Genomic DNA, 24,943 nt, shown 5'->3' on the forward strand with positions numbered 1-24,943 from the left:
TAAATAACAAAAAACGCTGCCCTTTGGGTTCAGCTAATTACCATTGAAACGAGCCAACTTCCACTAAACACTCTGATTCCATTATTAATGCTAGTTAAATGCTTCACTGTCGTTTAACATAACAATCATTCCCTCAATATAAATTACGAATAAAACTGCTAACGTAGTTTTACTAGAGCGTGTTGATCTTTCATGTTTACTTTTGCCGCAATTTTTTTGGTATTTATACAAGGCAACACTTGCGCCATGTAGTTATTCTACTCCAGTCAAGCGTTAACACAGTAGAAATGCCAAACAGATACAGCCCGAAGGGTTCAACTAAACGCCTCCTGCTCTTTGTTACTTGAATTAACCATAGAATGACTATGCAATAATCCAAGTGCCGCGATCAGAAGGCGTTTAAATTGAACAAAACTTAAACAGCAAGGATCAACACGCTCTAATTAAGTACAATATACTTCCCTATTTCATCGAATTAAAATAAAAATGATGAAATTCAACGGTAATTCTCCTATATTCGTAGTAAATAAGTGTGCAGGAAACTTTATGTATTTTTACGCAGCTCGCCAACCCATCTTAGATAAAGAAAAGCAATTGTTTGCTTACGAGTTACTTTTTCGTGACAACATCAACAATGTTTTCCCTGATATCGATGGTGATGAAGCTACCAGCAAGATGATTGATGCTAGTAAATTCAACATGGGGATCAGCGAATTTACAGGCAAAAAACCTGCGTTTATTAATTTTACATTGGAAACACTCAGCAAAGGCCTTCCGGAAATGCTAACGCCGGAAGAAATCGTTGTTGAAATATTAGAAACCGTTAAACCAGGGAAAAAACTGTTAGCACTTTGTCAGTCTTTATTTGAAAAAGGTTACACCCTTGCATTAGATGATTATGAGCATCAAAATGTTTGGGCCCATTTTTACCCGTTTATAAAGATCATTAAAATTGATTGGCAAACCACAAGTATTGAACAAATTAAGCAGATAAAAGTGGCGATTTCAGCCCATGACCATATCCAATTACTCGCTGAAAAAGTCGAGACACACGAAGAATATCATCAAGCACAAGAGCTTGGTTTTGAACTCTTCCAAGGTTTTTTCTTTGCTAAGCCAGAGATGATAAAAACAAAGTCTTTATCGCCCTCTCAAATGGCAATGGCGGAATTATTATATGAAACATCTAAACCCGAATTAGATCTAGGCGCAATCACCAATGTATTTGAACGTGATGTTACCCTATCTTATAAACTATTACGTTATGCGAACTCTGCTATTTTTAAACGACGTAATGAAATCTCAACCATTAAACAAGCGCTGGTTACGTTAGGGTCTGGCGAACTTAAACGTTTTTTAGGGCTTTTATTTGCCACTAATATCAATCCTGATAAACCTAATGAGTTGATCAACGCAGCCATGACGCGGGCAAAATTTTGCGAAACGATATCAAAAGATATAAATGCTCCTATAGACACCTCTATTGCCTTCTTAACGGGCTTATTATCATTAATTGATGCGATACTTGATGAAGAGCTTTCAAGCATTATGGACAAGCTACCATTAGCGCAAGAGATAAAAGATGCGCTGATCACCAAAAAAGGTGTACTTGCAGCGTTAGTGATCCTTGTTGAGCAAATTGAACACGCCGACTGGGAAAAAACCAATAAAGTCATGGAAAAACTAGGCTTAAAAAAAGAGCCTGTTTTAGAAAGTTATAATGATGCTATTGCTTGGGCTGATGAACAATGTCAATTATCGACATAATACATCATTCGCCCATAAAGTTAAAAAAGCCGCAAAGCGGCTTTTTTAGTTTGTGTACCCTTCAGGGTTCGTAGACTGCCAACGCCAAGTATCTTCTAGCATTTCAGTTAAATTTCGCTCTGCTTTCCAATCTAGCACCTCTTTAGCCAACGCTGCATTCGCATATACTGTTGCAATATCCCCTGCACGTCGAGAAGCAACCTTATAAGGGACTTCCTTACCACTAATATGGCTAAACCCATTAACTATTTCTAAAACTGAGGTACCGTTACCAGTGCCAAGATTTATTGCTTGGCAACCAGAGTGAGTTGATAACGCTTCCAACGCTTTAATATGCCCTAACGCCAAATCAACCACATGAATATAGTCACGAACACCTGTTCCATCAGGTGTGTCATAATCGTCACCAAACACTTGTAATTGTGCTAAACGACCAATCGCTACCTGAGAAACATAAGGAAGTAAATTATTGGGAATATCGTTAGGATCTTCGCCAATAAGCCCTGATTGATGTGCACCAATAGGGTTAAAATATCGTAAATTTATAATCGACCAATCCGCGTCGCTTTTGGCTAAATCAAATAAAATTTCTTCGATCATTAACTTAGTGCGACCATAAGGGTTTGTCGCTGAAGTAGGCATTGCTTCATCAAGCGGTGATACATTATTTTCACCATAAACGGTTGCAGAAGAACTAAACACCAACTTTTTAACGTTATGAGCAGCCATCACTTCGAATAACACCACTGAACCTGTTACATTATTATGGTAATAACTCAGTGGAATCTCATTAGACTCACCAACGGCTTTTAGCCCAGCAAAATGTACAACTGCTTCAGGTTTATACGTCGAGAAAACATCATTTAAGGCATTGCGATCGCATATATCAGCTTTGACAAATTGCGGTACTTTACCGGTAATTTTTTCGATACGAGATAAAACGAGTTCCGAAGAATTAACTAAATTATCAACAATAACAACATCATGTCCTAAAGATAATAATTCAACAACTGTATGGCTGCCAATATAGCCCGTACCACCTGTAATTAATAACTTCATTACTTCCCCTTTGTATAAAAGTCTATATTTTAACGATAATAATCGCTAATTGCTGTGACAAACGCGTTAACGTTTTCCGCTGCTAACTGATTAATACCTGCTGCAGCCGCTCTACCGCCACCAGTTGCAAAACGTGCGCAAATATCACCAGCACCTTGTTTGTTAGTTAATGGCGCTCTTAAGCTTACAGTATACGTGTGATCGAGGTTAAGGGTAAACACAGCATGCGCCTTATTAGGTGTTTTATTCGCAAGTTCATTGCCTAATACACCACTTACACGTCTGGACCAAGGCTCATCAGGTAACTCTATAACTTTACAGACGTCATTCTCAGCCAATACTTTTGCCTGTTCAGCATTCGCCATGTCTTGATGATAAGCTTGCTCTAATTGAGAAAAAACAGAACCTGGTTGGTTAATAATATCGAAAGGGTTTGAATATTTTACCAATTCTCTAAACAGCTGTTCAGGCGTAAAATGCAAATCTTCGAGTGAACTACCATAGCCATTATAATTTATATAAATACCGAAACGCTTTAATTGGTCACGTTCATTGGTTGAAAGGTTAAGTTCATCTGACAACGCTTGTGCAGCCTCTAGCATATTATCACCGTAAGCAGCGGTAATCGCCCACAATGGAAATTGCTGATTCAAATACTGATTAACAATTAACGCCGTACAAGTATTTGCGTCAGTATCGATATGCGCAGATAAGTTATCGGATGTTGGAATTGAGCTAGGACGATGATGATCAGCATAAAAAACGGTTACATTGTTTGCTAGCAATTCATTCAGAGCTTCAATGTTTTTTTCCATCGAAATATCTAAAGCCGTTACTGAATGAGCTTTTGCAACATCAACATGTTTTAACAAACTAATATCGCGTTTAACACCTGTGATTAAGGTACTTTCTTTAGGATTGGCTAAACGTAGTTGTACTAATGAAATAATACCATCGGCATCGCCATTAAAAATATCGTAATGCATTATGAACCTGTTGAAATATAATGGTTGTCTTCTAAAAATTGTACAACTTGTTGGGCACATTCAACGATTGTCAATTCTGCCGTTTTAATATGTATTTCTGGTGCCGAAGGGATATCATAATCAGAATCAATACCGGTAAAGTCTTTTATTTCTCCGGCACGGGCTTTTTTATACAAGCCTTTTGGATCACGTTGCTCACAGACACTAATCGGCGTATCAATATACACTTCTAAGAACTCACCCGTTGCTAGTTTTTCACGTGCCATTTTTCTGTCTGACGCAAAAGGTGAAATAAACGCAGTAGAGACAATTAGCCCCGCATCAACAAACAATTTTGATACTTCACTAATCCGGCGAATATTTTCGATACGATCTTCATCACTAAACGATAAATCACCATTCAAGCCATGTCGTACATTATCACCATCAAGCAAATACGTATGACATTGACGTTCAAAAAGCAACGCATCCACTGCATTTGCAACCGTAGATTTTCCTGACCCGCTTAAACCGGTATACCATAATAAACAAGGACGTTGTTTTTTAATATTAGCCCGTTGTACCTTATTAATTTGTTGTTGATGCCAAACGGTATTTTCAGTTTTCATTTAGAGGTATCTCACGTTAAAAAGGAAAGAAAGTAGGTAACAAAGTTAACACGACAATCGAATAAGCCAATGAAACCGGCACGCCAAATTTCACCACATCAAGCAACTTATAATTACCCGCATTGTAAACCATAACATTGGTTTGGTAGCCAAAGGGACTAATGAAGCTACCACTTGCGGCAAAAGCAACAGCTAATACGAAGGGTAATGGACTAACTCCTAAACCTAATGCAATATTATACGCAATAGGAAAAATAAGCGCAGCTGCGGCACTGTTTGTCACTAGCTCTGTAATTAGTAGTGTAACCACAAAAATCACAATCAACGTGATATAAGCGCTTTGCCCAGCAAGTAAATGCTCAATATAATTTGCTAATAATAACGCCACACCACTTGATTCAAGTGCTTTAGCTAAAGTAAGCGCCCCTAACACTATCATCCAAATTTCCAGTGGAAAGCGTCGTTTTATTTCATTCACCGTTAAGCAACCCGTAAAAACCAACAACGCGATATAAAACATCAATACTTTTAATAAAGATACTTCTGTTAGTACTGACGCCATAACCGCAGCGATAAAACCAAAAACGGTTAACGAATCACGCCAACCAGAAAGCATATTATCGGGTTGGTGCCCCGATAAGATGTAAAAGTTCTTACTTAAGTTAGTACGTGTACTAAAGTCATTCCCCACGGCTAATACAAGAAAGTCGCCAGGTTGAATAATCAATGATCCTAATTTACCTGAAAGCGCCGCACCTTCACGACGAACGGCCACTACAGCAGCATCAAATCTGGCACGAAAGCCCGCTCTTTTTAACGTTTTACCAACCACGGCTGAATCAGGTTTAATTAACACTTCAGTCAAATTATCTCTGAGTAAACCATCTTGCTCGGCAAATAACGTTAAGCCATCAAATTGCTGTAACACCTTAACTTTCGACACATCGCCAGTAAAAATAAGTTTATCACCGCGTAATATAACTTCATCAGGTGCCACCGGAGATATCAGCCTGCCATTACGAATCACTTCGACTAAAAATAATGTATCTAAACTTCGTAAACCATTTTCTTCAACGGTTTGACCTATCATTTTAGAGTCGTTACTAACACGTGCTTCTAGTAAATAATCTGGGTTTTTAAGTTGTTCAACTTCCATATCAGGCAAAGAGTGCTGTCTTAATAAAATTAAGGCTAAACAAATGATTAACGCAACGATACCTATCGGGGTAAAATCAAAAAAGCCAAGGCCGTCACTCCCCTGCTCAATCAGCATGGTATTAACGATTAAATTTGTTGAGGTACCAACTAAGGTAAGCGTACCACCTAAAATTGCTGCAAATGATAACGGTAGTAAAAGTTTCCCAGGGTTAATCACACGATTAGTTTTAATGGTAGAAATAAGTGCAGCAACAACGGCAGTGTTATTCATAAACGCAGATGCAATTGCAGTATAGACAAGGGTTTTTACTGTAGAGATAAACGGCTTACCGTTGATCATCACAGCTGAAAGGCGGCGTAGAATACTGGTGCGTTCAAAAGAAAATGACGCCAACACCAATAATATTAACGTCACTAAACCTGGGTTTACGGCATTGGCTAATACATCATCTGTTTCAACAAAAGAAAAACCTAAACATGTGATCATTGCCAAGGCAAAAACACGCTCAGGCACGCGCTGATACTTTATCAGCCCAGCAAAGGTTAAACAGAAAAGAGCAATCAATGCCCATTGTGATGCTACCATTTAATGTTTGTCCTTTAGCAGCAAATGATATGAAATATTTATCAGCTGCTTAACATATATGCAAGTGAAGTCTATGCGTTAAGCAACTAATATCAATAAAAGTAATTAGGCGTTACTTTAGGAGTTTAGCAATATCACGGGCACCCCAATGTGGGAAATGCTTACGTACTAAGGCGTTAAACTCCTTTTCAAATTCACTAAATTGATGATCATCTGTTGATTCTGCAGCCCCAGTGATCATACCTGCGCCTACGGTGATATTACTTAATCGATCAATGATAATGAATGCACCTGTAGCACGGTTTTCAAGGTATGGGTCAAAATGCAACGACTCAGCCACAGAGAAGCTAACCGAACCAATTTCATTTAGCGTTAGTTGACTGACTGGGGTAGTTTCCATGGTATTTACATTAATTTTATGTACGATGTTAGACACATGACCTGTGGTGAGCTTGCTGCCATGTTTAATGTAATATTCACGGCCCGTTTCAAGTTCGTCTTCATGCATCCAAACAACAGAAGCATTAAATTCTTTCGAGGTTAAAGGAACCGCGCCTTTACGAACGATCATTTCACCACGGCTGATATCAATTTCGTCTTCTAGGGTCAACGTAACCGCTTCCCCTTTATCGGCCCGTTCTAGATCTCCATCAAAAGTAACAATTGATTTAATACGAGATTGTTTTCCTGATGGCAATGCAACGATTTCATCACCAACCCTAATGTGACCTGAACCAACAGTACCTGAAAAGCCCCTGAAATTTAAATTAGGACGGTTTACATATTGCACTTGGAATCTGAACTCAGTACAGGTGTCGTTATTTTCAACATTAACGGTATTTAAAAGCTTCATTAATGTAGCACCTGGGTACCACGACATATGCTCGCTTTCTTCAACAACATTATCGCCACGTAACGCTGAAATAGGCACAAAGCGAACATCAGTGAAAGCGAGTTGATCGGCAAACTCGCGATATTCTTTTTTAATCTCTTGATAACGGTCTTGGCTATAGTCAACCAAGTCCATTTTGTTCACAGCAATTAACACGTGTTTAATACCGAGCAATGAACAAATAAAAGAATGTCGACGTGTTTGAACCTGTACACCATGACGTGCATCAATCAAAATAATCGCTAAATCACAGGTAGACGCACCAGTTGCCATGTTACGCGTATATTGTTCATGACCTGGGGTATCAGCAATGATAAATTTACGCTTATCGGTTGAAAAATAACGATAGGCAACATCAATGGTAATGCCTTGCTCACGTTCAGATTGTAAACCATCCACCAGTAAAGCCAAATCTACCGCTTCACCAGTTGTGCCTGATTTTTTGCTGTCTTTTTCAATCGCCGCAAGTTGGTCTTCAAAAATCATTTTTGAATCATGAAGCAAACGGCCAATTAGCGTACTTTTTCCGTCATCAACACTACCACAAGTTAAAAAGCGCAGTAGTTCTTTATTTTCGTGTTGCTTTAAATAAGCTTGAATATCTTGTTCAATTAATTCTGATTGGTGACTCATCGTTCAGCCCTTAGAAATAGTTAACAGTTAAAATGAAAGTTAGGTTAAAAAATAGTTAGAAATAACCTTCCATTTTCTTTTTCTCCATAGAACCCGCTGAATCATGGTCAATCACACGACCTTGACGTTCAGAGGTTTTTGTTAACAACATTTCTTGAATAATTTCCGGCAAATTTGCCGCTTCTGATTCAACTGCACCAGTTAATGGGTAACAGCCAAGTGTTCTAAAACGAACACTTTTCATTTGTATTTCTTCGCCTTCTTCTAGAGGCATGCGCTCATCATCTACCATGATTAACGTACCGTCGCGTTCCACAACAGGTCGTTTTGCCGATAAATACAACGGCACAATGTCAATACTTTCTAAATAGATATATTGCCAAATATCAAGTTCGGTCCAATTTGATAAAGGAAACACTCGAATGCTCTCACCTTTATCTACTTTACCGTTGTAGACATTCCAAAGCTCAGGGCGTTGACTTTTTGGGTCCCAGCGATGATTTTTATCACGGAACGAATACACACGTTCTTTCGCGCGCGATTTTTCTTCATCGCGACGTGCACCACCAAATGCGGCATCAAAGCCATATTTATCAAGCGCTTGTTTTAACCCTTGCGTTTTCATAATATCAGTGTGTTTTGCACTGCCATGGACAAAAGGATTGATATCCATCGCGATACCATCAGGATTTTGATGTACTAACAATTCAAATCCATAATCTTTCGCCATGCGATCGCGAAAGGCTATCATTTCTTTAAACTTCCATGTGGTATCAACATGCAATAACGGGAATGGTATTTTCCCGGGTGCGAACGCTTTTCTCGCTAAATGTAATAAAACGGCGGAATCTTTACCTACAGAATAAAGCATCACTGGTTTGTCAAATTCAGCGGCAACTTCACGAATAATGTGGATAGACTCTGCTTCAAGCTTTTTTAAATGCGTTTGAATCGTCATTTAACTAATATTCCCTAGCAATTTTAATGACGATAGTTTACTGGATAGCCTTTAAGATATCCATATAAGAAAAAGATTTGTTAGATGATTTAGGAATAAACAAGGGGAGAAGTTATGCATTCACTCCATTAAATTTAAAAATGCATAACTAAACAATCAATTTACTTTATAAGTTGATGTAAGTATTCAGTGAATTCATCACCTATCTGCTGATGTCGCAAACCATATTCCACCATCGCTTTCATATAACCCATTTTAGAGCCGCAATCATGAGATTTCCCTGTCATATGAAAGGCTTCAACCGTTTCTAATTTCATCAAACTTGCGATTGCATCGGTAAGTTGAATTTCATCACCAGCGCCCGGTGGTGTAAATTCTAATAATTGCCAAATGGGTTCTGACAATACATAGCGGCCAACAACGGCTAAATTAGACGGTGCCTCCTCAATCGCTGGTTTTTCAACAACGGCTGTCATCACCGCTGAACCACCTTCATGTAAAACTTCTCCGCCACAATCAACCACCCCATAATGTTGTACTTTTTCTTGTGGTACCGGCTCAACTAAAATTTGGCTATGGCCCGTTTCATTAAAACGCGCTAACATCGCCGCTAAGTTTTCGGTTTTTAAATTCGCAGTTGCGTCATCCAAAATAACATCTGGTAACACGACAACGAAAGGGTTATCACCCACCAAAGGTTTAGCTTTTAAAACCGCATGTCCTAAGCCTTTTGCTTCGCCTTGACGCACATGCATGATGGTAACCCCTTTTGGACAAATAGCTTGAATTTCATCAAGAAGTTGACGTTTTACTCGATTTTCAAGTGTCGTTTCTAATTCAAACGATTTATCAAAATGGTTCTCTATCGAATTTTTAGAAGAGTGAGTCACTAAGACAATTTCTTTAATACCTGCATCAATACATTCATTAACAATATATTGAATAAGCGGTTTATCTACAATTGGTAGCATTTCCTTTGGAATTGCCTTAGTTGCCGGAAGCATACGTGTCCCTAAGCCTGCAACAGGAATGACCGCTTTTGTAATTTTCTTATCCATACCGCCCTCGGAAAAATAGCACTGTAATATTTAATATAAGTGAATACAGTTAAATAATTTCATCAAAGTAGTATTAAAACAAATTATTAGCTTATTAACACCTGAATATAATTAACTTACACGTGAATTTATTCATGTTTCAGTTTTTAAATGCTTTAAATTCGTTCATTTAAATTAAGTAAATAAAAAATAATATATTGTATATTCGGATTCAGAATATCTCCGCTAAACCCTTGGTTTTTAAAGTTACAAACAGAAACTAACCTGTAAACCTTTCAACGCAATATTCAATCCGCTTAGCTGAATTACTTGCGCTTCGAGTTCATCAAAGGTATAAATGCCGCTGATTAACGATAAATTGCGCCTGTTGAATCCATTTATCAATCTTATCTAAATAAACAAGAATAATAATAATGCTCAATACTAGGTGCGCACCTTAGGAAGGAAAATTTATATGACAACGCAAAGCGCTAAGACTTTTTTCGGGCAACCTGAAGGTCTTCAAACACTGTTCTTTACTGAAATGTGGGAACGCATGAGTTACTACGGTATGCGAATGCTGCTAGTACTGTTTATGACCGCAACCTTACAAGAAAATGGCTTAGGTTTAACGGTTGCTTCTGCCGCTGCCATTTATGGTTTATATACCGGTAGTGTCTATTTCATGGGGTTACCTGGAGGTTGGATTTCAGACAGACTCCTAGGTGGTCAAAAGGCCGTATGGTATGGCGGTATTATCATCATGTGTGGCCACATTATTTTGGCCTTCCCTAGTGATAAAACCTTTTTCATCGGTTTAATTGTGGTTATTTTAGGTACAGGCCTATTGAAACCAAATATTGGCGCTATGGTTGGCCAACTTTACTCAGATGAAGATAAACGCCGTGATTCTGGTTATGCCATTTATTACATGGGCATCAATATGGGCTCTGTTTTAGGCTACACCATTTGTGGTTACCTAATGGAAGATCAAGAAAACTTTGGCTGGCATTGGGCATTTGGTGCAGCAGCTGTGGGTATGGCAGTGGGTTTAATACAATACCGCCGTACACTTAATAAATTACACGGTGTGGGTGCAGCGCCCGCAGCGCCTTTAACACCTAAAGGTAGACAAATAAGCTGGGCAGTCATTGGTGCTTTCTTAATTATGCTTGCAACCGTAACTGCTGCTGCCATAACGGGTGCTATCATTATTGAGCCGGTCGCTGTGGCACAATATGTTGCGATCAGCTTTAGTGTGATGTTCGTACTTTACTATGCATCAATTTTCAAGTTCGGTAATTTAACCAAAAATGAAATGAAACGCTTAGGTGCTCTGTTACTAGTGTGTATTGCTTCTGCATGTTTTTGGTCAGGTTTTGAGCAAGCAGGCTCTTCAATGAACTTATTTGCTCGCGATTACACAGATAGAATTGTTGGCAGTTTCGAAGTCCCTACCGGTTGGTTCCAATCGTTAAACGCCATGTTTATCGTATTATTGTCGCCATTTTTTGCGGCGCTGTGGATCAACTTAGGTAAGCGTTTTGTTAGTCCTGCCTATGGTATTAAGTGTGCTATCGGCTTAATGATCATGGCAAGTGGCTTTATTGTGATGTTCTTTGCAGCACAATATGCAGCATCAGGTATGAAAGTAGCGCCTTATTGGTTAGTGGCTACTTACTTCTTACATACAGTAGGTGAATTATGCTTAAGCCCTGTAGCATTAAGTGCCATTAGTAAATTGTCACCGCGTCGCTTTGCTGGCCAAATGATGGGTGTATTCGTGTTAACCTACTCTATCGGTAATATTATTTCTGGTTTATTAGCGGGTAACTTTGATCCAAACCGTATTGATCAATTACCAAACTTATACATTCAAATCAGTTTATTTAGTATCGGTATCGGTATCGTGATTTTATTACTAAGCATTAAATCACGTGTTTGGGAAAACTCAGCTGACGAAGCAGACTCTACCGCACCAACACCAGGTAAAGCTGCAGAAACTATTTAATAATAGCAACATGTTAGCGGTGGTGTTAGCCACCGCTTTTTATATGACATTATTTAACTCTCGCCAAGCAATACGTCAACAGATAAGACGCACCCGTCAGATGTTATCTTCAGAGTCGCAAACTGAAGCCTCTTTATCATTAGTTAACCAACTAAAGCACATTGCTATAATCGCAAAGGCCAAATCTGTAGCTATTTATCATACAAATGACGGTGAACTTAACACTACCCCTTTTATACATTGGTGCTGGCAACAAAACATACAAACTTATCTTCCTGTGCTTCATCCTTTTAACAAAGGGCAGCTGCTATTTTTACACTACTGTGCATCGACAGCAATGACCCAAAATAAGTACGGCATTCTAGAACCCCAATTAGATGTTAGACATGTTTGTCCGGTACGTAAGCTTGATATCATTTTTACCCCTCTAGTGGCATTTGATGAAACAGGTGCCCGTTTAGGTATGGGGGGCGGTTATTACGATCGAACGCTAGCAAATTTAGTTACTACCCCCCCCGTTATTATGGGATTAGCACATGACTGCCAAAAAATTTCCGCTATTCCAATAGAAACATGGGATGTGCCACTGCCACATATTGTTACTCCCTCTAAACATTATCAATTTAATTAAAATCTCATAACACCGAGCAAAAATTGGCTGTTATAATGCATAAAAAGCAACTCGGATATACAACGATGACACAAGACGAAATGAAAAAAGCTGCGGCTATAAAAGCCGTGGAATTTGTTGAAGATGATGCCATAGTCGGCGTAGGAACAGGCTCAACCGTCAACCACTTTATTGATGCCCTCGCGAGTAAGAAACATGACATTACCGGTGCAGTGTCTAGCTCAGAAGAGTCAACTAAACGCTTGAAAGCGTTAGGGATCGAAGTATTTGATCTTAACAGTGTTAGCGAAATTAGTGTCTATATCGACGGTGCAGACGAAATTACAGAACATATGCATATGATCAAAGGCGGTGGCGCAGCATTAACGCGAGAAAAAATTGTGGCTGCCGTCGCTAAAACGTTCATATGTATATGTGATGAGAGTAAACAAGTACCTGTACTGGGCAAGTTTCCGCTACCTGTAGAAGTTATTCCAATGGCACGTAGTTATGTTGCAAGAGAGTTAGTGAAATTAGGCGGCGATCCTGTTTATCGTCAAGGCGTGGTAACTGATAACTCAAATGTCATTCTTGATGTGCATAACTTAGACATTATTGATCCTAAACGCTTAGAGTCTGATATTAATGCGATTGTAGGCGTTGTTACCAATGGTTTATTTGCTCACCGCGGCGCTGATATACTCATATTAGGGACACCAGAAGGTGCAAAGGTGGTAAAATAACACTTTAGAGTTTTAACACTATATGATACGGTTGATTAAATTTTGGGTATCTAGCCATCTATACATCAACAATATTAACTACGGTTTTAGCATATGAGCAATAATTCGTTAGCAAAAGAAAAAATTAAGATTTTACTGCTGGAAGGTGTACATCAAAGTGCATTAGAAGAGTTAAAGTCTAAAGGTTATACCAACATTGAGTATTTAAAAACGTCTTTATCTGAAGAACAACTTATCGAGAAGATTGCTGACGTTCACTTTATCGGCATTCGTTCGCGCACGATGCTCAATGAAAAAGTATTAAGTCACGCCAAAAAATTAGTCGCGATTGGTTGTTTTTGCATTGGTACCAATCAAGTCGATGTGCGTGCCGCAAAAGTAAAAGGGGTGCCAGTATTTAATGCACCTTTTTCAAATACCCGCTCTGTTGCTGAACTTGTATTAGGTGAATTATTGCTTTTATTACGCGGTATCCCCGAAAAAAGTGCACAAGCTCATCGTGGAGTATGGAATAAATCAGCCGCTGGTTCTGTAGAGGCAAGAGGTAAAACCTTTGGTATCATCGGTTACGGCCATATCGGTATGCAAGTAGGCATTTTAGCTGAAACCGTTGGCATGAAAGTAAAGTTTTATGACATTGAAACAAAATTACCTCTTGGCAATGCTGAGCAATCACCAAGCCTAACGGCTCTTTTGCAAGAAGCTGACGTAGTAAGTTTACATGTACCAGAAACAGCACAAACGCAAAATATGATGGGTGCTGCTGAGTTTGATGTGATGAAAAACGGGGCTATCTTTATCAATGCTTCGCGTGGAACAGTAGTTGATATTGATGCCTTATGTGAAGCATTAACCAATAAGAAAGTTGCCGGTGCTGCAATTGATGTATTTCCTGTAGAGCCTAAAGGTAATGACGAAGAATTTGTTTCGCCACTACGTGCTTTCGATAATGTTATTTTAACGCCTCATATTGGCGGTAGCACAAAAGAAGCGCAAGAAAACATTGGTTTAGAGGTGGCGAGTAAGCTGGCTAAGTACTCAGATAATGGTTCAACGCTTTCAGCAGTCAACTTCCCGGAAGTATCACTGCCTGAACACGTTGGTACCAGTCGCTTATTACATATTCATAAAAACCAGCCAGGTATATTGACAAAAATTAACCAAGCATTTGCTGAACATAACATTAATATTGCCGCGCAGTATCTACAAACAGATGACCAAAACGGTTATGTTGTTATTGATATAGAAACAGAAAACAGTGAAACGGCCTTGCGTGAATTAAAGCTGATTGAAGGTACGATTAAAGCACGTATTCTGCATTAATTTGAGCAGTAATACTTTTCATGAGAACACTGTATTAAAAGATTAAAAGCAAAAAACGGAGCTAATCGCTCCGTTTTTTTATTGCTGATTTAACGCTAAGTAATTGTCACTTAATCTTTACCAAATAAATCTCTGGTATAAACTTTCTCAATAACATCGCTCAGTTCATCATCCATACGATTAGACACAATAACATCTGACATCGCTTTAAATTCAGCTAAATCAGTGATCACTCGTGAATTATAAAAGGTATCATCAGCTAATTCCGGCTCAAAAATAACCACTTCAACACCTTTCGCCTTTATGCGCTTCATAATGCCTTGTATAGACGAAGCACGAAAGTTATCGGAGCCAGACTTCATAATTAAACGGTAAACACCAACAATCGTCGGAGATTTCTTTAAAATTGATTCTGCTACAAAGTCTTTACGAGTCACATTCGCTTCAACAATCGCATTAATCATATTATTTGGCACATCCTGGTAATTTGCCAATAATTGCTTGGTATCTTTTGGTAAACAATACCCCCCATAACCGAACGATGGGTTGTTATAATGATCACCAATACGCGGATCTAACCCTACACCTTCAATAATTGAACGCGTGTCTAAGTCATGCGTTTCTGCGTAAGTATCTAATTCATTGAAGTAAGCAACCCGCATCGCCAAATAGGTATTAGCAAAAAGTTTTATCGCTTCAGCTTCTGTTGCTCTTGTAAATAGTGTAGGAACGTCTTCTTTTTTAGCGCCTTGCTGCAATAATTTGGCAAAGGTTTTAGCGCCTGTAGTTTCAGCACCTACGATAATTCTTGAAGGGTATAAATTATCGTACAACGCTTTTCCTTCCCTAAGAAATTCAGGAGAGAAAATAATATTATCTGTTTGGTATTTATCTTTTAATCGTCTTGTGAAACCAACAGGAACCGTTGATTTAATAACAACAGTAGCCTCTGCATTTATTGCCATAACTTCTTTAATAACCGATTCTACAGAACTCGTATCAAAATAGTTTGTTTCAGGGTCATAATTCGTCGGTGTAGCAATAATGATAATTTCTGCATCAGTGTATGCTAATGTCTTATCTAGCGTTGCGGTGAATGACAAAGGCTCTTGCGAAAGAAACATTTCAATTTCTTTATCACGAATCGGGGATTGTTTATTATTTAACTGTATCACCCTCTCTTCAATAACATCTAACGCAATGACTTCATTATGTTGTGCTAACAAGATGCCGTTTGATAGCCCTACATAACCTGTACCTACTACAGTAATCTTCATTTACAATACCTATCTCTCAATAAAACTAAAACATAAAATACATACAAATAAATGCAGCAAAGCCTGCAACAATATCGTCTATCATAATACCAAAGCCACCATGACAATGTTTATCTAACAATGAAATCGGCCATGGCTTTATGATATCAAACAAACGAAACAGCAAAAAACCAACAATAATTGACTTCCACGAAACGGGAATTAAAGCCATGGTAATCAAATAGCCGACTATTTCATCCCATACAATTGCTGGGTGATCATGCACTTTTGCGGCTTTAGCAGCATGAGAACAAATATAAATACCCAATAACGCCATCACGGCGACTACCGCTAAATATGTCACCATAGGTAACGGCGCTAATAATAAGAACACAGGAATAGCCGCTAAGGTACCAAAAGTTCCCGGTGCTTTAGGAATTAAACCGCTTCCAAAGCCTAGCGCTAAAAATTGCACAGGATCAGACAACGTGAATTTTGATTTAATCTCTTTCGGTTGGTTATTCATTGGCAAAATGCTCAAAACCCTTCAGGTTTAGCTGCGCTGGCTTATTATTCAAGGTAGTAGTAATTTTAAGATTACCATTTAATTGACCAATGCACGTTACTTTTGTCCCCATATCAGCAAGCGTTGTTTCCATACCAACCTTGTTATCTTCTGAGACAGTCATAAGAAGTTCGTAGTCATCTCCGCCTGACAATGCCAACTCCATCGCTTGTTCAGCACCAATCGATGCAATAAGTTCACTAGATAACGGTAAATCTTCTAACACAATATTTGCGCCGACATTCGAAGCTTTGCATATATGTGATAAATCAGCCAATAACCCATCCGAAATATCTATCGCAGCTGATGCATATTCTCTTATCGCTTTACCCGCTAACACTCTAGGTTTAGGTTCATTTAAACGATTCATAGCATGTACGAGTACGTCACCCCGTAAGGTAATGTCGCCGTAGTAGTGTTTTAACGCTAACGCTGAGTCACCTAGTTCACCAGTTACATATATCCAATCACCCGCTTTAGCGCCACTACGGGTAATTTGCTTATTCGGAGGAACAGTGCCTTGTGCTGTGATCGTAATACTTAATGGTCCTTGTGTTGTATCGCCACCAATAAGTTGCACATTGTAAAATTCGCATAAGGCAAACATGCCTTCACAGAAGTCACTGATCCAATCCTCATCAACTACTGGCAAGCTAATCGCGATAGAAATCCAAGTAGGTTCAGCTCCCATAGCAGCAAGATCAGATAAATTAACGGCAACGGCTTTATGGCCAATGGCTTTTGCTGGCGTATTTTTAGGAAAATGAACACCATCAATTAAGGTATCTGTCGTAATGGCAATATTTTGCTTTTCAGCTGGAGCGATAACAGCACAGTCATCCCCTATACCTACTACGACATCACGTCGATTAACCAACTGTTCGGTAAAATACGTTTTGATCAGCTCAAACTCTTTCATAATAAGTATCCATAAAAAACAAAAGGCGCCTAAAATAAAGCGCCTTATGTGTTTATCTGTCGCCGTTAATTATTGTTCTGGACGAATCACCTTAACAGCTTTATCTAATACACCATTTACAAATTTGTGACTATCATCAGCAGCAAATACTTTCGCTAGTTCAATTGCTTCATTAATCACAACACGATACGGCACATCCGCACAATCGCTCAGTTCATAAACAGCAACTCTTAATATTGCTTTTTCAATATGATCTACATCATCTAAATCACGATCTAAATACGGTGTAATAGCTAAATCAATCGAATTTGTTTGACTTGTAACACCACGAAATAGTTTTTGAAAATATTCAATTTCAAAACGACGCTTGGCATTTTCAGTAAGAAAATGTACTTCAACGTCTGTCACTGAGTTTTCACTCATTTGCCATGAATAAACTGCTTGAACGGCTAGTTCTCGCGCTTTTCTTCTGGGAGATGGTTTCACAAAAATATCCTGTATTAAATTCTAGCTTGATTATAGCTTAGCAAGTACATTAACCATTTCTAATGCACCAAGAGCCGCTTCACCACCCTTGTTACCGGCTTTTGTACCAGCGCGTTCAATGGCTTGTTCGATTGAGTCTGTTGTGATCACACCAAACGATACCGGAATTTCAGACTCTAAACACACTTGTGCTAAGCCTTTATTACATTCACCAGCAACGAAATCAAAATGCGGTGTACCACCACGAATCACCGCACCAATGGCGATTATTGCATCGTATTTACCTTGCTTTGCCGCTTTTTTAGCAACTAACGGTAACTCATATGCTCCAGGGACCTTAATCACTGTAATATCTTGTTCTGCAACATCACCATGACGTTTAAGCGTATCAATAGCCCCTTCTAATAAGCTATCAACAATAAAATGGTTGAATCTAGATACTACAATTGCAAACTTTTTACCTGTTGCAACAAAGCCACCTTCAATAACGTTCATGGAAAAATTACTCTTTAGATGTAAAAATTGTCGCGATTCTAGCAAAAAATGAAAGAATTAGGTACTAGTTTATAACCATTAATAGTAAACAAGAGCATAAAAAGAATTCAAATTAAGCGATGTTATAAAATAATATTTACGGTAAAATAATCAATAATCAATAATCAATAATCAATAAATATTATGGCTATCTACTTTTCTTCGAAAGACATTCCCGAACTTGAAAGCTACTCAATAAAAGAAAGGCAACTAAAGCTAGAGGAAGCTCAAAAAAAGTTCACTGCACCTGAAAAGTTAATATTAAATATTTTAAAATTATTGATGCTTATTCCTCCTTTTTTTTATTTCGCACAACAAGAATGGCAATACTTCGTTATTAGTTTTTTGTTCACTTTACTAATTTTTTTCTTTATTTTTACCCCTGTAAAGCTTTCATTTTCAAGAACTAAGATAAATAATCGAAATAAAAAATAATGTAGTTATATTTGAAACAAAGCTTTAATATCCTCAATGCCTGAAAATTGTACCTTTTGATATTTTTTAATCGAATAATCTTTCACTTTTGTAATGCACTGCTGAAGTTTTATTAACTGATAACAAACTACAGCATAGTTTTTTGACTCAATATATTTAGCCAACTCTAGCTGATGTTTATCTTTACGGAATGTATTTGGAACCAACACTAATTTTTTGTTAAGTTCGAGTAAATTATAGGTTGATCCCGCTCCAGCATGTGTAATTATAATATCAGCCCACTGATACCAGTATTGAATATCATTAGTATAGCTAAAGCTTTCATTAAACCTAGTAAGGTCACCACTAACAGACTGAATAACAAAATTATCAGCCGTCTGATTTTGAAGTTTATTAACCTCCGCCAATAACTCAGGAAAAGGAGTCGTTCCTAATGTAACGAAAATATTCATAATCTTCCCTTATAAGCTGCATTTTTATAAACACGTAATAAACTTTTATTTTGTACAAAAAACATATCGCTAATTAAATATAGTATCTTACCTGTGTATGATTTTTGATAAAAGCGAGACCAACTTTCAAACCCAATAACTTTAACTTTCATTAATTTAAATAATAATGCGGGTAATATCGACACGCCTGGTCCTGTAGCAACATAGCCCACAACGTTGTATTTTCTATTAATGAGGATCACATCTCGAATTTGGTAGAAAAAAAGCTTAGGTATATTAGAGAGTGTTCTCCAAGAGGAATACTTATCTCTAGCTTCTGGATACAAAAATGAACTTTGTATTTTAATACTTGTATTTAGTTCATGCTCTGAGTCTGTAAACACTATGAGTTTGATGTCATCAGGAATAGATGCCGACAATAGCGTTAACAGTCGTTTCATCTGTTCTTGATGACCGCCTTTTCCGTAACTAACACATATAACTTTATGCTTCAATGTAATGCCTTTTAGATAAAAACCGTATGATGGACACAACCACCTTAATATTTCGAAAAATTAATAACCTTTCTAATTCAAGTCAGATATGAATAAAAAGTTATTTAGCTTTAACCAATTGGTTGTCTCTAAACTCCTTCGCAGCTAACATGCCTAAAAGCAACCAAAAATAATAAAAAAAGGAAACTGAAAAATATACAGGACCAGCCAACATCGCAATCACTTGAGCGATAAAAGCAAAAAAAAGACCAAAAGCTAATGACTCACCTTCCCTTGCCATTTTATATACTGGCCTTAATAACTTAAAATGAAAGTATATGAAAAAAATAAAAAGTACAGGTCCTAATTCAACCCAAAATTGAAGCCAATCAGAATGTGCAACAAACCCAACTCCAGACTCCGTTTTTAACGCATTCATATTGCCTACTTGTCCGAAGCCAGCTCCTTGCCAAAAGAAACGTGCGAGCCAATCATCAAACAGTAACTTCCAGTGAAGCACGCGCCATTGCAAAGAAGATTCAAGTTTCTGTCCTTCCTCAACTTCTACATCTATTCCTGCAACAAACGCTTCAATAATGCGATCACCAATTGGTGTATATAAAGCAAGGCCGATAGAAACAGGAACAAATAAAGCGAGAAAAACACTAATCGTCAAAAACTTGCGATTTGACCCTAAAAAAGCATAAACAGCAACTGCTCCGAATAAAGCAATCACGTTCTTAAGTGTGCCACTAAAAAATATCATACACAGGGACATAAACATAATTGTCAGCAACGCAAATCTGTTCTGCTTTTCTAGAAAACCTCTAGCTCCATAAAATACCGCAGAAAATAAAGCTAAATTAGCTAACACATTTACTTTCCCCGCAATACCGGTAGGACGCAGTACTCCATGTATATCATCACCTATCCCGAGAAAATACCCTGATATTCCTGCTAATAAATGCCATAAAACACTACTAGTGATTATAAATAACGAGACCTTTAATTTACCATATAACGCTAGTATAAAACCTAATACAAAAAAGCCTCCCATCAAGAAGACTTTAAGCATTGCAGAGATGCTACTACCAAGTGGCATATTGTTAAAATATGCGATCACAACCGAAAAAGACAAAGTAATAGTAATTGCAATATAGTACTTAAAGCTCGACGTTTTACTTACTAGCGACAAAGCCTTTTTATTGATCAAAATAAAAATCAAAATAAGTGAAAGTAACAATACAGGGACACCTAGACGAAGCACTTGATTATCTATAGAGATAGTCATAACTCGCAGGTACCAAAAGAAGAAAATAAGCAAACTCATATGGTTTAATTCATGCGCTTAACAAGTGTTTATAAACTTTATGTAACTGTTGACAAATATGATTATTTGTCAATTCATATTGTTTAGTGCTTTTTCCTTCCTCTACTGTTTTTGTCTGTGATGACAATATTAGGCATATAAATTCGGCGAGTTCTTGCTCATTATTGCTTATAAAGCAGTTATTTCTGTTTTCAATTAAATAAGGTACATCGCCAACCTTTGTTGATACTACAGGAAGACCAGCAAAAATGGCTTCTTTAACAACCTGAGGTGATCCTTCGTAATCAGATGTCATTAATAAACAAACACTATTAGTAAACAAGTTTGCGACTTCTTCCCTAGAAAGTGACTCCATAATCGCTATCGTTAATTTCTTCCCTATACGACATTCCACTCTGTCTATGATTCGTTTAAATTTTGGGAAGTTTTTTTCAACCCTTTGGGGCGACGAGGGAAATACTATCGTATCGGTTCGTTTATCATTAGCCCTATTCACAAAATGTATAAACTGTGATGTAACACCGCAAGGTAAGTAGTGTGCATTATTGTTATAATTTGAAATTCTATCAAAAATTTGCTTACTAACACCAATAACGGCATCAGCACAAATTAATGCTAATTTGGAAACCAATAAACTTAACCGATTATTACCTAATATATCTGAACCGTGAAAGGTAACAATAATTTTAATTTTTTTGTATCTAACATATGGCATTATAAAAAACAAAGGTAAAAAGCTTAAACCAAAATGTACATGAATAAATTGAGGCTTCGCAGAAATGCACCGCTTTAATAATCGATAACTTGACAATAAGTATCGACGAAGCAAACCACCATTGGTTAATTGCAACACGCTAATCTGTGCATTCGGAAAACACTCTTTATAAGAGTCTATTTGTTCTTTTACAAAAATTCCCCAATAAGGATTAGTTTTTGTAGGGAACATATTTGTCAATATCAAAACTCTCACTTCGAAACCAGCCGATACTTTAAGCATAAAGCTTTCAACCAAAATTTTATCATTGGTAAATTAAATAACTTAATTAACTGCCAAAACGAAGGGAATTGTCCACCAATGATTGCCATTCGAATTTTTGCATTTTTTTTCTGGTAGCTAGACAGTTTTGACCAATGCTTGTTATAAAACTTTTTACAGCCTTTGTAACGATTACTTGAAGTAGATATTCTAGGTCGTTTTTCATCTATATCAGCGTAGTATGTTTCCACATCTATTTTCAAAGCATCACCAAATTTATCTACAATTCTGACCCACATATCATAATCTTGCCAAGCGGGTAATGATTCATCGAAACCGCCAAGAATTTTAAAACGAGATGTCTCAGTGAACACTTGATTACCAACTAAATTTTCATCTAACAAAAAAGACAAGTTAATACTCTGCTTTTGAAGTGCATCGTTAGGTAATGGTTGATACACACAATCAAATTGACTTAAATCTACTTCAATATTTTTTGTGGTCACTAAAGAAAAAGACTCATCGTAATATTCGACAAGTTTTTCAACTCTAGAGGGGTGAAATATATCGTCGTCATCTAGCCCAGTGCAAAAATATCCGCTTGCATTGTTGATGCAAACATTTCGAGCAGCACAGGCTCCTTGAGGCGTGTTATGCTTAAAATATTTAATAGAGCTATATTGTTCAATTAATCGTCGTACAACTTCTTCAGTATCATCGCAAGAGCCATCATCACATATTAATATTTCAATGTTTTGATACGTTTGATTGAGTACTGATTCTACTGCCCTCACCAATAAAGCTGAGCGATTATGTGTTGGTATATAAATCGATACTAATGGATTTCCTGTTTTAATTCCCATTATTTATGACTCTTTGTACCTCGTGCCACATTTCATCAGTCTTTGACTTATAATGTTTACTTCGTTCATTTAAAACATCAACAACATCTTGGTTATCGCAAAGGCATTTTTTCATTAATCCCTTCATTTGTTCAGGTTGGAAATTTGAAGATATTAAAAATTCAGGTACACCATACTCACTAAAGAGTTGCTCATACTTATGGCTCCAACTAGTACCAATACAAGGAACACTTTGTGAAAGCGCACTTACACAGCCATGAAACCTAGAACAAATGATCAACTTTGCACCGCCAATTAAGCCCTTAACCTTAATTGGATCAGGCTCTGAAATCACTTCTAAAGGCATGTCCAGCTTATTATTAATTTGTCGACAAATGTCTAAATCATCAACACCCTCATGATTAAGGATGTAAGGCTTAAAACCAAGGTTAATCGCATGTTCTGCTGCTAAAACAAAAAAATTAATATATGAAGAAGCCCATTGTTTATTTGGGTTACGTTTATTAACCATATTATTATTCGGAATTAAGCATACTTGGAAATTTTCACGATCGTAGTATTCAGGTATTGCTCCAACTAATGCATTTGTGAAATCTGGATAGACTGAAATATTTGGTAGTTCTCCCGTTAAGCGAGTCAAGTGCGCATAAGATGTTTCTTCTCTAGAACATACTAAACTGGCTTTATTCATCGAGCTTTTAATCAACTGCTGATTTTTAGCTTGGGTAAATGGACCAAAAGCTTGAGGTAAAAAAACATATTTCTTATTATGCTTATGCATACGTGATGCCTCAGCTAACGCATGCTCCAACATAACAGTATTCCACTGATCGCCATAAGCAAAACCGGAGGCATCAAAAATAATGTCTATATCTGCTTCTGTAATAATTCCCCATTTTTTTAAAGCTTTACGAATAAACGGAGGCAATACATATGTAAGTCTATTAAAATCAAAAGGGTACTTTCTAAGAGATAGCTTTTGCCATGCGCCATATTTTGCTCTATCCATATAAGAGGAATTCACATTGGGTGCTAGAGCTATTTCTGCATCAGGCCAAAGCTCCATAATCTTCTGATGAATAGCGCAAAGCATCAATTCAGCCCCTTTATTGACGAATTGCACACCTTTAATTTCAATAATCATAATTTAACTTCTTTTAGTAACTGTTCTGGTAATTTTTTTTGCGAAAAAGGAATTTTACCATCTGGTTCAGCATAGCCAAAAGCTAAAAGCATAATAGGCCGTTGATGGGCTTTTAAATCTAGCTTTTGACTCATCTTTGCTTCCCTAAATTCAATATCTGGCCAATTAATTGGACAAGTACTTATCCCCAATGACTCGAATCCCAACATTAATTGCATAGCAGCTAAAGAACCATCAATGTAAATAACATGTTTATCACGTTCAGCTGGATATGCGGATAAATCACCAACAATAACAAACAAATTTTGTATGTTTTCTGCAAAACCAGCTGTTCCCATAGCTAGTTTTGCTATATGTATTGCATCAACATCCTTTAATAAATAGAATTGATATGGCTGCCTATTACATGCGCTAGGGGCCAACGAAGCCATTTCTAATGCTTTGTTTATAAGCTCTTTCGCAACAGGTTTATCCTCAAACCATCTAACAGATCTTCGTCTTATAAATAACTGCTTTAATTGCTCAGGATCACATGATAGCTCAGGTCTTGAGACTTCATCGTAAGGAATAAACTGGCGATTCAATGAGAAAGACGGGCGACATTGCTCAAAAGCCGCTTTTAATTGTTGTGTGTGTTCTGATAATTTAATAACACTAAAGTATTTCAATAGAACATCAGACGCCCATTGTAACTCTTCATCGCATAATGTACCTGCTTTTACGCATTCAATATAACAATCAACTGTTTCATCTATATACGCTAGAGCAAAAACCTCTCTTCGAGGTTTCATTATCAAGCCTTTTTCTAATCGGTGAGTATTACGTCTTAATAAAACACTACTTTTCCCAATTTTGTAAAGTGATTTGCCATAAGCTACCCGGCCTTTTAAGACAGCCTGTTGCTCACGAGAAAATTGCCTGCTAAATAATAAATAGTAAATTGAACTTAATATGCGATGACTTGCAAAAAATGGAATGATTGCTTGATCAACACTATTATTTATAGCCCTTATATTTTTAACAAATTTGGGTGGTACTATTTTTTTTAAAAATTTCTTCATTACACTATTATCTAACTCATTTATTTATGTCATATTTAGAAAAATTATTGCTTAAGTTAGCAATTTTAGTGCTACATC

Annotated in this window: 25 protein-coding genes; 6 read left to right on the top strand and 19 right to left on the bottom strand. The window is 37.3% G+C overall.

The window, feature by feature from the left end; all coding sequences use genetic code 11:
• Positions 1 to 546 precede the first annotated feature (546 nt).
• A complete protein-coding gene (locus BI291_RS17475; protein ID WP_074500585.1) occupies positions 547 to 1,767 on the top strand; it encodes an EAL and HDOD domain-containing protein in 1,221 nt (406 codons plus the stop codon).
• A 45-nt stretch (positions 1,768 to 1,812) separates the two neighbouring features.
• Here the strand turns inward: BI291_RS17475 and galE are convergent, their stop codons facing one another.
• The 7 genes from galE to galU all read right to left on the bottom strand — a co-directional run bounded on the left by galE (position 1,813) and on the right by galU (position 9,705).
• Positions 1,813 to 2,826, bottom strand: coding sequence for a UDP-glucose 4-epimerase GalE (gene galE, locus BI291_RS17480; protein ID WP_074500586.1), 1,014 nt, complete (start codon positions 2,824 to 2,826; stop codon positions 1,813 to 1,815).
• A gap of 29 nt (positions 2,827 to 2,855) precedes the next feature.
• On the bottom strand, positions 2,856 to 3,812 hold the full coding sequence (locus BI291_RS17485) for an acetyltransferase (protein ID WP_074500587.1): 957 nt from the start codon (positions 3,810 to 3,812) through the stop codon (positions 2,856 to 2,858).
• Positions 3,812 to 4,420 carry an adenylyl-sulfate kinase gene (cysC, locus tag BI291_RS17490; protein WP_074500588.1) on the bottom strand — a complete coding sequence of 203 codons (609 nt, stop codon included), beginning with the start codon at positions 4,418 to 4,420 and terminating at the stop codon, positions 3,812 to 3,814. The genes BI291_RS17485 and cysC overlap by 1 nt, the downstream gene beginning before the upstream one ends.
• A gap of 16 nt (positions 4,421 to 4,436) precedes the next feature.
• Positions 4,437 to 6,164 carry an SLC13 family permease gene (locus BI291_RS17495; protein ID WP_074500589.1) on the bottom strand — a complete coding sequence of 576 codons (1,728 nt, stop codon included), beginning with the start codon at positions 6,162 to 6,164 and terminating at the stop codon, positions 4,437 to 4,439.
• A 112-nt stretch (positions 6,165 to 6,276) separates the two neighbouring features.
• Entirely contained in the window at positions 6,277 to 7,689 is a 1,413-nt protein-coding gene (gene cysN, locus BI291_RS17500) for a sulfate adenylyltransferase subunit CysN (protein WP_074500590.1), read from the bottom strand.
• Between the two features lie 55 nt (positions 7,690 to 7,744).
• Positions 7,745 to 8,647: a sulfate adenylyltransferase subunit CysD gene (gene cysD, locus BI291_RS17505; protein WP_074500591.1), complete on the bottom strand. Its 903-nt coding sequence runs from the start codon at positions 8,645 to 8,647 to the stop codon at positions 7,745 to 7,747.
• 161 nt (positions 8,648 to 8,808) lie between these two features.
• Positions 8,809 to 9,705, bottom strand: a complete 897-nt coding sequence (gene galU, locus BI291_RS17510; protein WP_074500592.1) for a UTP--glucose-1-phosphate uridylyltransferase GalU — start codon at positions 9,703 to 9,705, stop codon at positions 8,809 to 8,811.
• A gap of 454 nt (positions 9,706 to 10,159) precedes the next feature.
• Between galU and BI291_RS17515 the strand changes: the two genes are divergently transcribed.
• The 4 genes from BI291_RS17515 (at position 10,160) to serA (ending at position 14,371) form a co-directional block, all read left to right on the top strand.
• Positions 10,160 to 11,695: a peptide MFS transporter gene (locus tag BI291_RS17515; RefSeq protein WP_074500593.1), complete on the top strand. Its 1,536-nt coding sequence runs from the start codon at positions 10,160 to 10,162 to the stop codon at positions 11,693 to 11,695.
• A 43-nt stretch (positions 11,696 to 11,738) separates the two neighbouring features.
• Positions 11,739 to 12,326 carry a 5-formyltetrahydrofolate cyclo-ligase gene (locus BI291_RS17520; RefSeq protein WP_074500879.1) on the top strand — a complete coding sequence of 196 codons (588 nt, stop codon included), beginning with the start codon at positions 11,739 to 11,741 and terminating at the stop codon, positions 12,324 to 12,326.
• Positions 12,327 to 12,391: 65 nt separating this feature from the next.
• The gene (rpiA, locus tag BI291_RS17525; protein ID WP_074500881.1) at positions 12,392 to 13,048 is read left to right on the top strand and encodes a ribose-5-phosphate isomerase RpiA; all 657 of its coding nucleotides are present in this window, start codon (positions 12,392 to 12,394) and stop codon (positions 13,046 to 13,048) included.
• 93 nt (positions 13,049 to 13,141) lie between these two features.
• Positions 13,142 to 14,371 (top strand): phosphoglycerate dehydrogenase, encoded by a 1,230-nt coding sequence (gene serA / locus BI291_RS17530; RefSeq protein ID WP_074500594.1) that lies wholly within the window; start codon positions 13,142 to 13,144, stop codon positions 14,369 to 14,371.
• A 110-nt stretch (positions 14,372 to 14,481) separates the two neighbouring features.
• On the opposite strand, the gene BI291_RS17535 is transcribed toward serA, so the two are convergent.
• The 5 genes from BI291_RS17535 to ribE all read right to left on the bottom strand — a co-directional run bounded on the left by BI291_RS17535 (position 14,482) and on the right by ribE (position 18,092).
• Positions 14,482 to 15,648 (bottom strand): nucleotide sugar dehydrogenase, encoded by a 1,167-nt coding sequence (locus BI291_RS17535; protein ID WP_074500595.1) that lies wholly within the window; start codon positions 15,646 to 15,648, stop codon positions 14,482 to 14,484.
• Between the two features lie 25 nt (positions 15,649 to 15,673).
• Positions 15,674 to 16,153 carry a phosphatidylglycerophosphatase A gene (locus tag BI291_RS17540; RefSeq protein WP_074500596.1) on the bottom strand — a complete coding sequence of 160 codons (480 nt, stop codon included), beginning with the start codon at positions 16,151 to 16,153 and terminating at the stop codon, positions 15,674 to 15,676.
• Positions 16,146 to 17,111 (bottom strand): thiamine-phosphate kinase, encoded by a 966-nt coding sequence (gene thiL / locus BI291_RS17545; RefSeq protein WP_074500597.1) that lies wholly within the window; start codon positions 17,109 to 17,111, stop codon positions 16,146 to 16,148. Before thiL ends, BI291_RS17540 begins: the two co-directional genes overlap by 8 nt.
• 69 nt (positions 17,112 to 17,180) lie before the next feature.
• Complete coding sequence (nusB, locus tag BI291_RS17550) at positions 17,181 to 17,597, bottom strand: transcription antitermination factor NusB (protein WP_074500598.1); 417 nt, start codon at positions 17,595 to 17,597, stop codon at positions 17,181 to 17,183.
• Positions 17,598 to 17,627: 30 nt separating this feature from the next.
• Entirely contained in the window at positions 17,628 to 18,092 is a 465-nt protein-coding gene (gene ribE, locus BI291_RS17555; RefSeq protein WP_074500599.1) for a 6,7-dimethyl-8-ribityllumazine synthase, read from the bottom strand.
• Between the two features lie 183 nt (positions 18,093 to 18,275).
• Here ribE and BI291_RS18765 point away from each other — a divergent pair, with 183 nt between their 5' ends.
• Positions 18,276 to 18,566: a DUF6170 family protein gene (locus BI291_RS18765; protein WP_074500600.1), complete on the top strand. Its 291-nt coding sequence runs from the start codon at positions 18,276 to 18,278 to the stop codon at positions 18,564 to 18,566.
• Positions 18,567 to 18,571: 5 nt separating this feature from the next.
• Here the strand turns inward: BI291_RS18765 and pssE are convergent, their stop codons facing one another.
• The 7 genes from pssE to BI291_RS17595 all read right to left on the bottom strand — a co-directional run bounded on the left by pssE (position 18,572) and on the right by BI291_RS17595 (position 24,865).
• A complete protein-coding gene (gene pssE / locus BI291_RS17565) occupies positions 18,572 to 19,018 on the bottom strand; it encodes a PssE/Cps14G family polysaccharide biosynthesis glycosyltransferase (RefSeq protein WP_074500601.1) in 447 nt (148 codons plus the stop codon).
• The gene (gene pssD, locus BI291_RS17570) at positions 19,015 to 19,512 is read right to left on the bottom strand and encodes a PssD/Cps14F family polysaccharide biosynthesis glycosyltransferase (protein WP_083602164.1); all 498 of its coding nucleotides are present in this window, start codon (positions 19,510 to 19,512) and stop codon (positions 19,015 to 19,017) included. Before pssD ends, pssE begins: the two co-directional genes overlap by 4 nt.
• A gap of 100 nt (positions 19,513 to 19,612) precedes the next feature.
• The gene (locus BI291_RS17575) at positions 19,613 to 20,782 is read right to left on the bottom strand and encodes an O-antigen ligase (RefSeq protein WP_074500602.1); all 1,170 of its coding nucleotides are present in this window, start codon (positions 20,780 to 20,782) and stop codon (positions 19,613 to 19,615) included.
• A 49-nt stretch (positions 20,783 to 20,831) separates the two neighbouring features.
• On the bottom strand, positions 20,832 to 21,818 hold the full coding sequence (locus BI291_RS17580; protein ID WP_074500603.1) for a glycosyltransferase: 987 nt from the start codon (positions 21,816 to 21,818) through the stop codon (positions 20,832 to 20,834).
• Positions 21,788 to 22,660 (bottom strand): glycosyltransferase, encoded by an 873-nt coding sequence (locus BI291_RS17585; protein WP_074500604.1) that lies wholly within the window; start codon positions 22,658 to 22,660, stop codon positions 21,788 to 21,790. The genes BI291_RS17580 and BI291_RS17585 overlap by 31 nt, the downstream gene beginning before the upstream one ends.
• Complete coding sequence (locus BI291_RS17590) at positions 22,650 to 23,804, bottom strand: polysaccharide pyruvyl transferase family protein (RefSeq protein ID WP_074500605.1); 1,155 nt, start codon at positions 23,802 to 23,804, stop codon at positions 22,650 to 22,652. Before BI291_RS17590 ends, BI291_RS17585 begins: the two co-directional genes overlap by 11 nt.
• Positions 23,801 to 24,865 (bottom strand): nitroreductase family protein, encoded by a 1,065-nt coding sequence (locus tag BI291_RS17595; RefSeq protein ID WP_074500606.1) that lies wholly within the window; start codon positions 24,863 to 24,865, stop codon positions 23,801 to 23,803. The genes BI291_RS17590 and BI291_RS17595 overlap by 4 nt, the downstream gene beginning before the upstream one ends.
• Positions 24,866 to 24,943 lie beyond the last annotated feature (78 nt).

The organism is Thalassotalea sp. PP2-459 (genome assembly GCF_001913705.1).
Lineage (GTDB): Bacteria > Pseudomonadota > Gammaproteobacteria > Enterobacterales > Alteromonadaceae > Thalassotalea_C > Thalassotalea_C hakodatensis.

What these genes read in the sequence shown, in the direction of transcription:
- BI291_RS17475 (WP_074500585.1), top strand. Translation starts at nt 547, where the DNA reads ATGTATTTTTACGCAGCTCGCCAACCCATCTTAGATAAAGAAAAGCAA.
- galE (WP_074500586.1), bottom strand. Translation starts at nt 2,826, where the DNA reads ATGAAGTTATTAATTACAGGTGGTACGGGCTATATTGGCAGCCATACA.
- BI291_RS17485 (WP_074500587.1), bottom strand. Translation starts at nt 3,812, where the DNA reads ATGCATTACGATATTTTTAATGGCGATGCCGATGGTATTATTTCATTA.
- cysC (WP_074500588.1), bottom strand. Translation starts at nt 4,420, where the DNA reads ATGAAAACTGAAAATACCGTTTGGCATCAACAACAAATTAATAAGGTA.
- BI291_RS17495 (WP_074500589.1), bottom strand. Translation starts at nt 6,164, where the DNA reads ATGGTAGCATCACAATGGGCATTGATTGCTCTTTTCTGTTTAACCTTT.
- cysN (WP_074500590.1), bottom strand. Translation starts at nt 7,689, where the DNA reads ATGAGTCACCAATCAGAATTAATTGAACAAGATATTCAAGCTTATTTA.
- cysD (WP_074500591.1), bottom strand. Translation starts at nt 8,647, where the DNA reads ATGACGATTCAAACGCATTTAAAAAAGCTTGAAGCAGAGTCTATCCAC.
- galU (WP_074500592.1), bottom strand. Translation starts at nt 9,705, where the DNA reads ATGGATAAGAAAATTACAAAAGCGGTCATTCCTGTTGCAGGCTTAGGG.
- BI291_RS17515 (WP_074500593.1), top strand. Translation starts at nt 10,160, where the DNA reads ATGACAACGCAAAGCGCTAAGACTTTTTTCGGGCAACCTGAAGGTCTT.
- BI291_RS17520 (WP_074500879.1), top strand. Translation starts at nt 11,739, where the DNA reads ATGACATTATTTAACTCTCGCCAAGCAATACGTCAACAGATAAGACGC.
- rpiA (WP_074500881.1), top strand. Translation starts at nt 12,392, where the DNA reads ATGACACAAGACGAAATGAAAAAAGCTGCGGCTATAAAAGCCGTGGAA.
- serA (WP_074500594.1), top strand. Translation starts at nt 13,142, where the DNA reads ATGAGCAATAATTCGTTAGCAAAAGAAAAAATTAAGATTTTACTGCTG.
- BI291_RS17535 (WP_074500595.1), bottom strand. Translation starts at nt 15,648, where the DNA reads ATGAAGATTACTGTAGTAGGTACAGGTTATGTAGGGCTATCAAACGGC.
- BI291_RS17540 (WP_074500596.1), bottom strand. Translation starts at nt 16,153, where the DNA reads ATGAATAACCAACCGAAAGAGATTAAATCAAAATTCACGTTGTCTGAT.
- thiL (WP_074500597.1), bottom strand. Translation starts at nt 17,111, where the DNA reads ATGAAAGAGTTTGAGCTGATCAAAACGTATTTTACCGAACAGTTGGTT.
- ribE (WP_074500599.1), bottom strand. Translation starts at nt 18,092, where the DNA reads ATGAACGTTATTGAAGGTGGCTTTGTTGCAACAGGTAAAAAGTTTGCA.
- BI291_RS18765 (WP_074500600.1), top strand. Translation starts at nt 18,276, where the DNA reads ATGGCTATCTACTTTTCTTCGAAAGACATTCCCGAACTTGAAAGCTAC.
- pssE (WP_074500601.1), bottom strand. Translation starts at nt 19,018, where the DNA reads ATGAATATTTTCGTTACATTAGGAACGACTCCTTTTCCTGAGTTATTG.
- BI291_RS17575 (WP_074500602.1), bottom strand. Translation starts at nt 20,782, where the DNA reads ATGACTATCTCTATAGATAATCAAGTGCTTCGTCTAGGTGTCCCTGTA.
- BI291_RS17580 (WP_074500603.1), bottom strand. Translation starts at nt 21,818, where the DNA reads ATGCTTAAAGTATCGGCTGGTTTCGAAGTGAGAGTTTTGATATTGACA.
- BI291_RS17585 (WP_074500604.1), bottom strand. Translation starts at nt 22,660, where the DNA reads ATGGGAATTAAAACAGGAAATCCATTAGTATCGATTTATATACCAACA.
- BI291_RS17590 (WP_074500605.1), bottom strand. Translation starts at nt 23,804, where the DNA reads ATGATTATTGAAATTAAAGGTGTGCAATTCGTCAATAAAGGGGCTGAA.
- BI291_RS17595 (WP_074500606.1), bottom strand. Translation starts at nt 24,865, where the DNA reads ATGAAGAAATTTTTAAAAAAAATAGTACCACCCAAATTTGTTAAAAAT.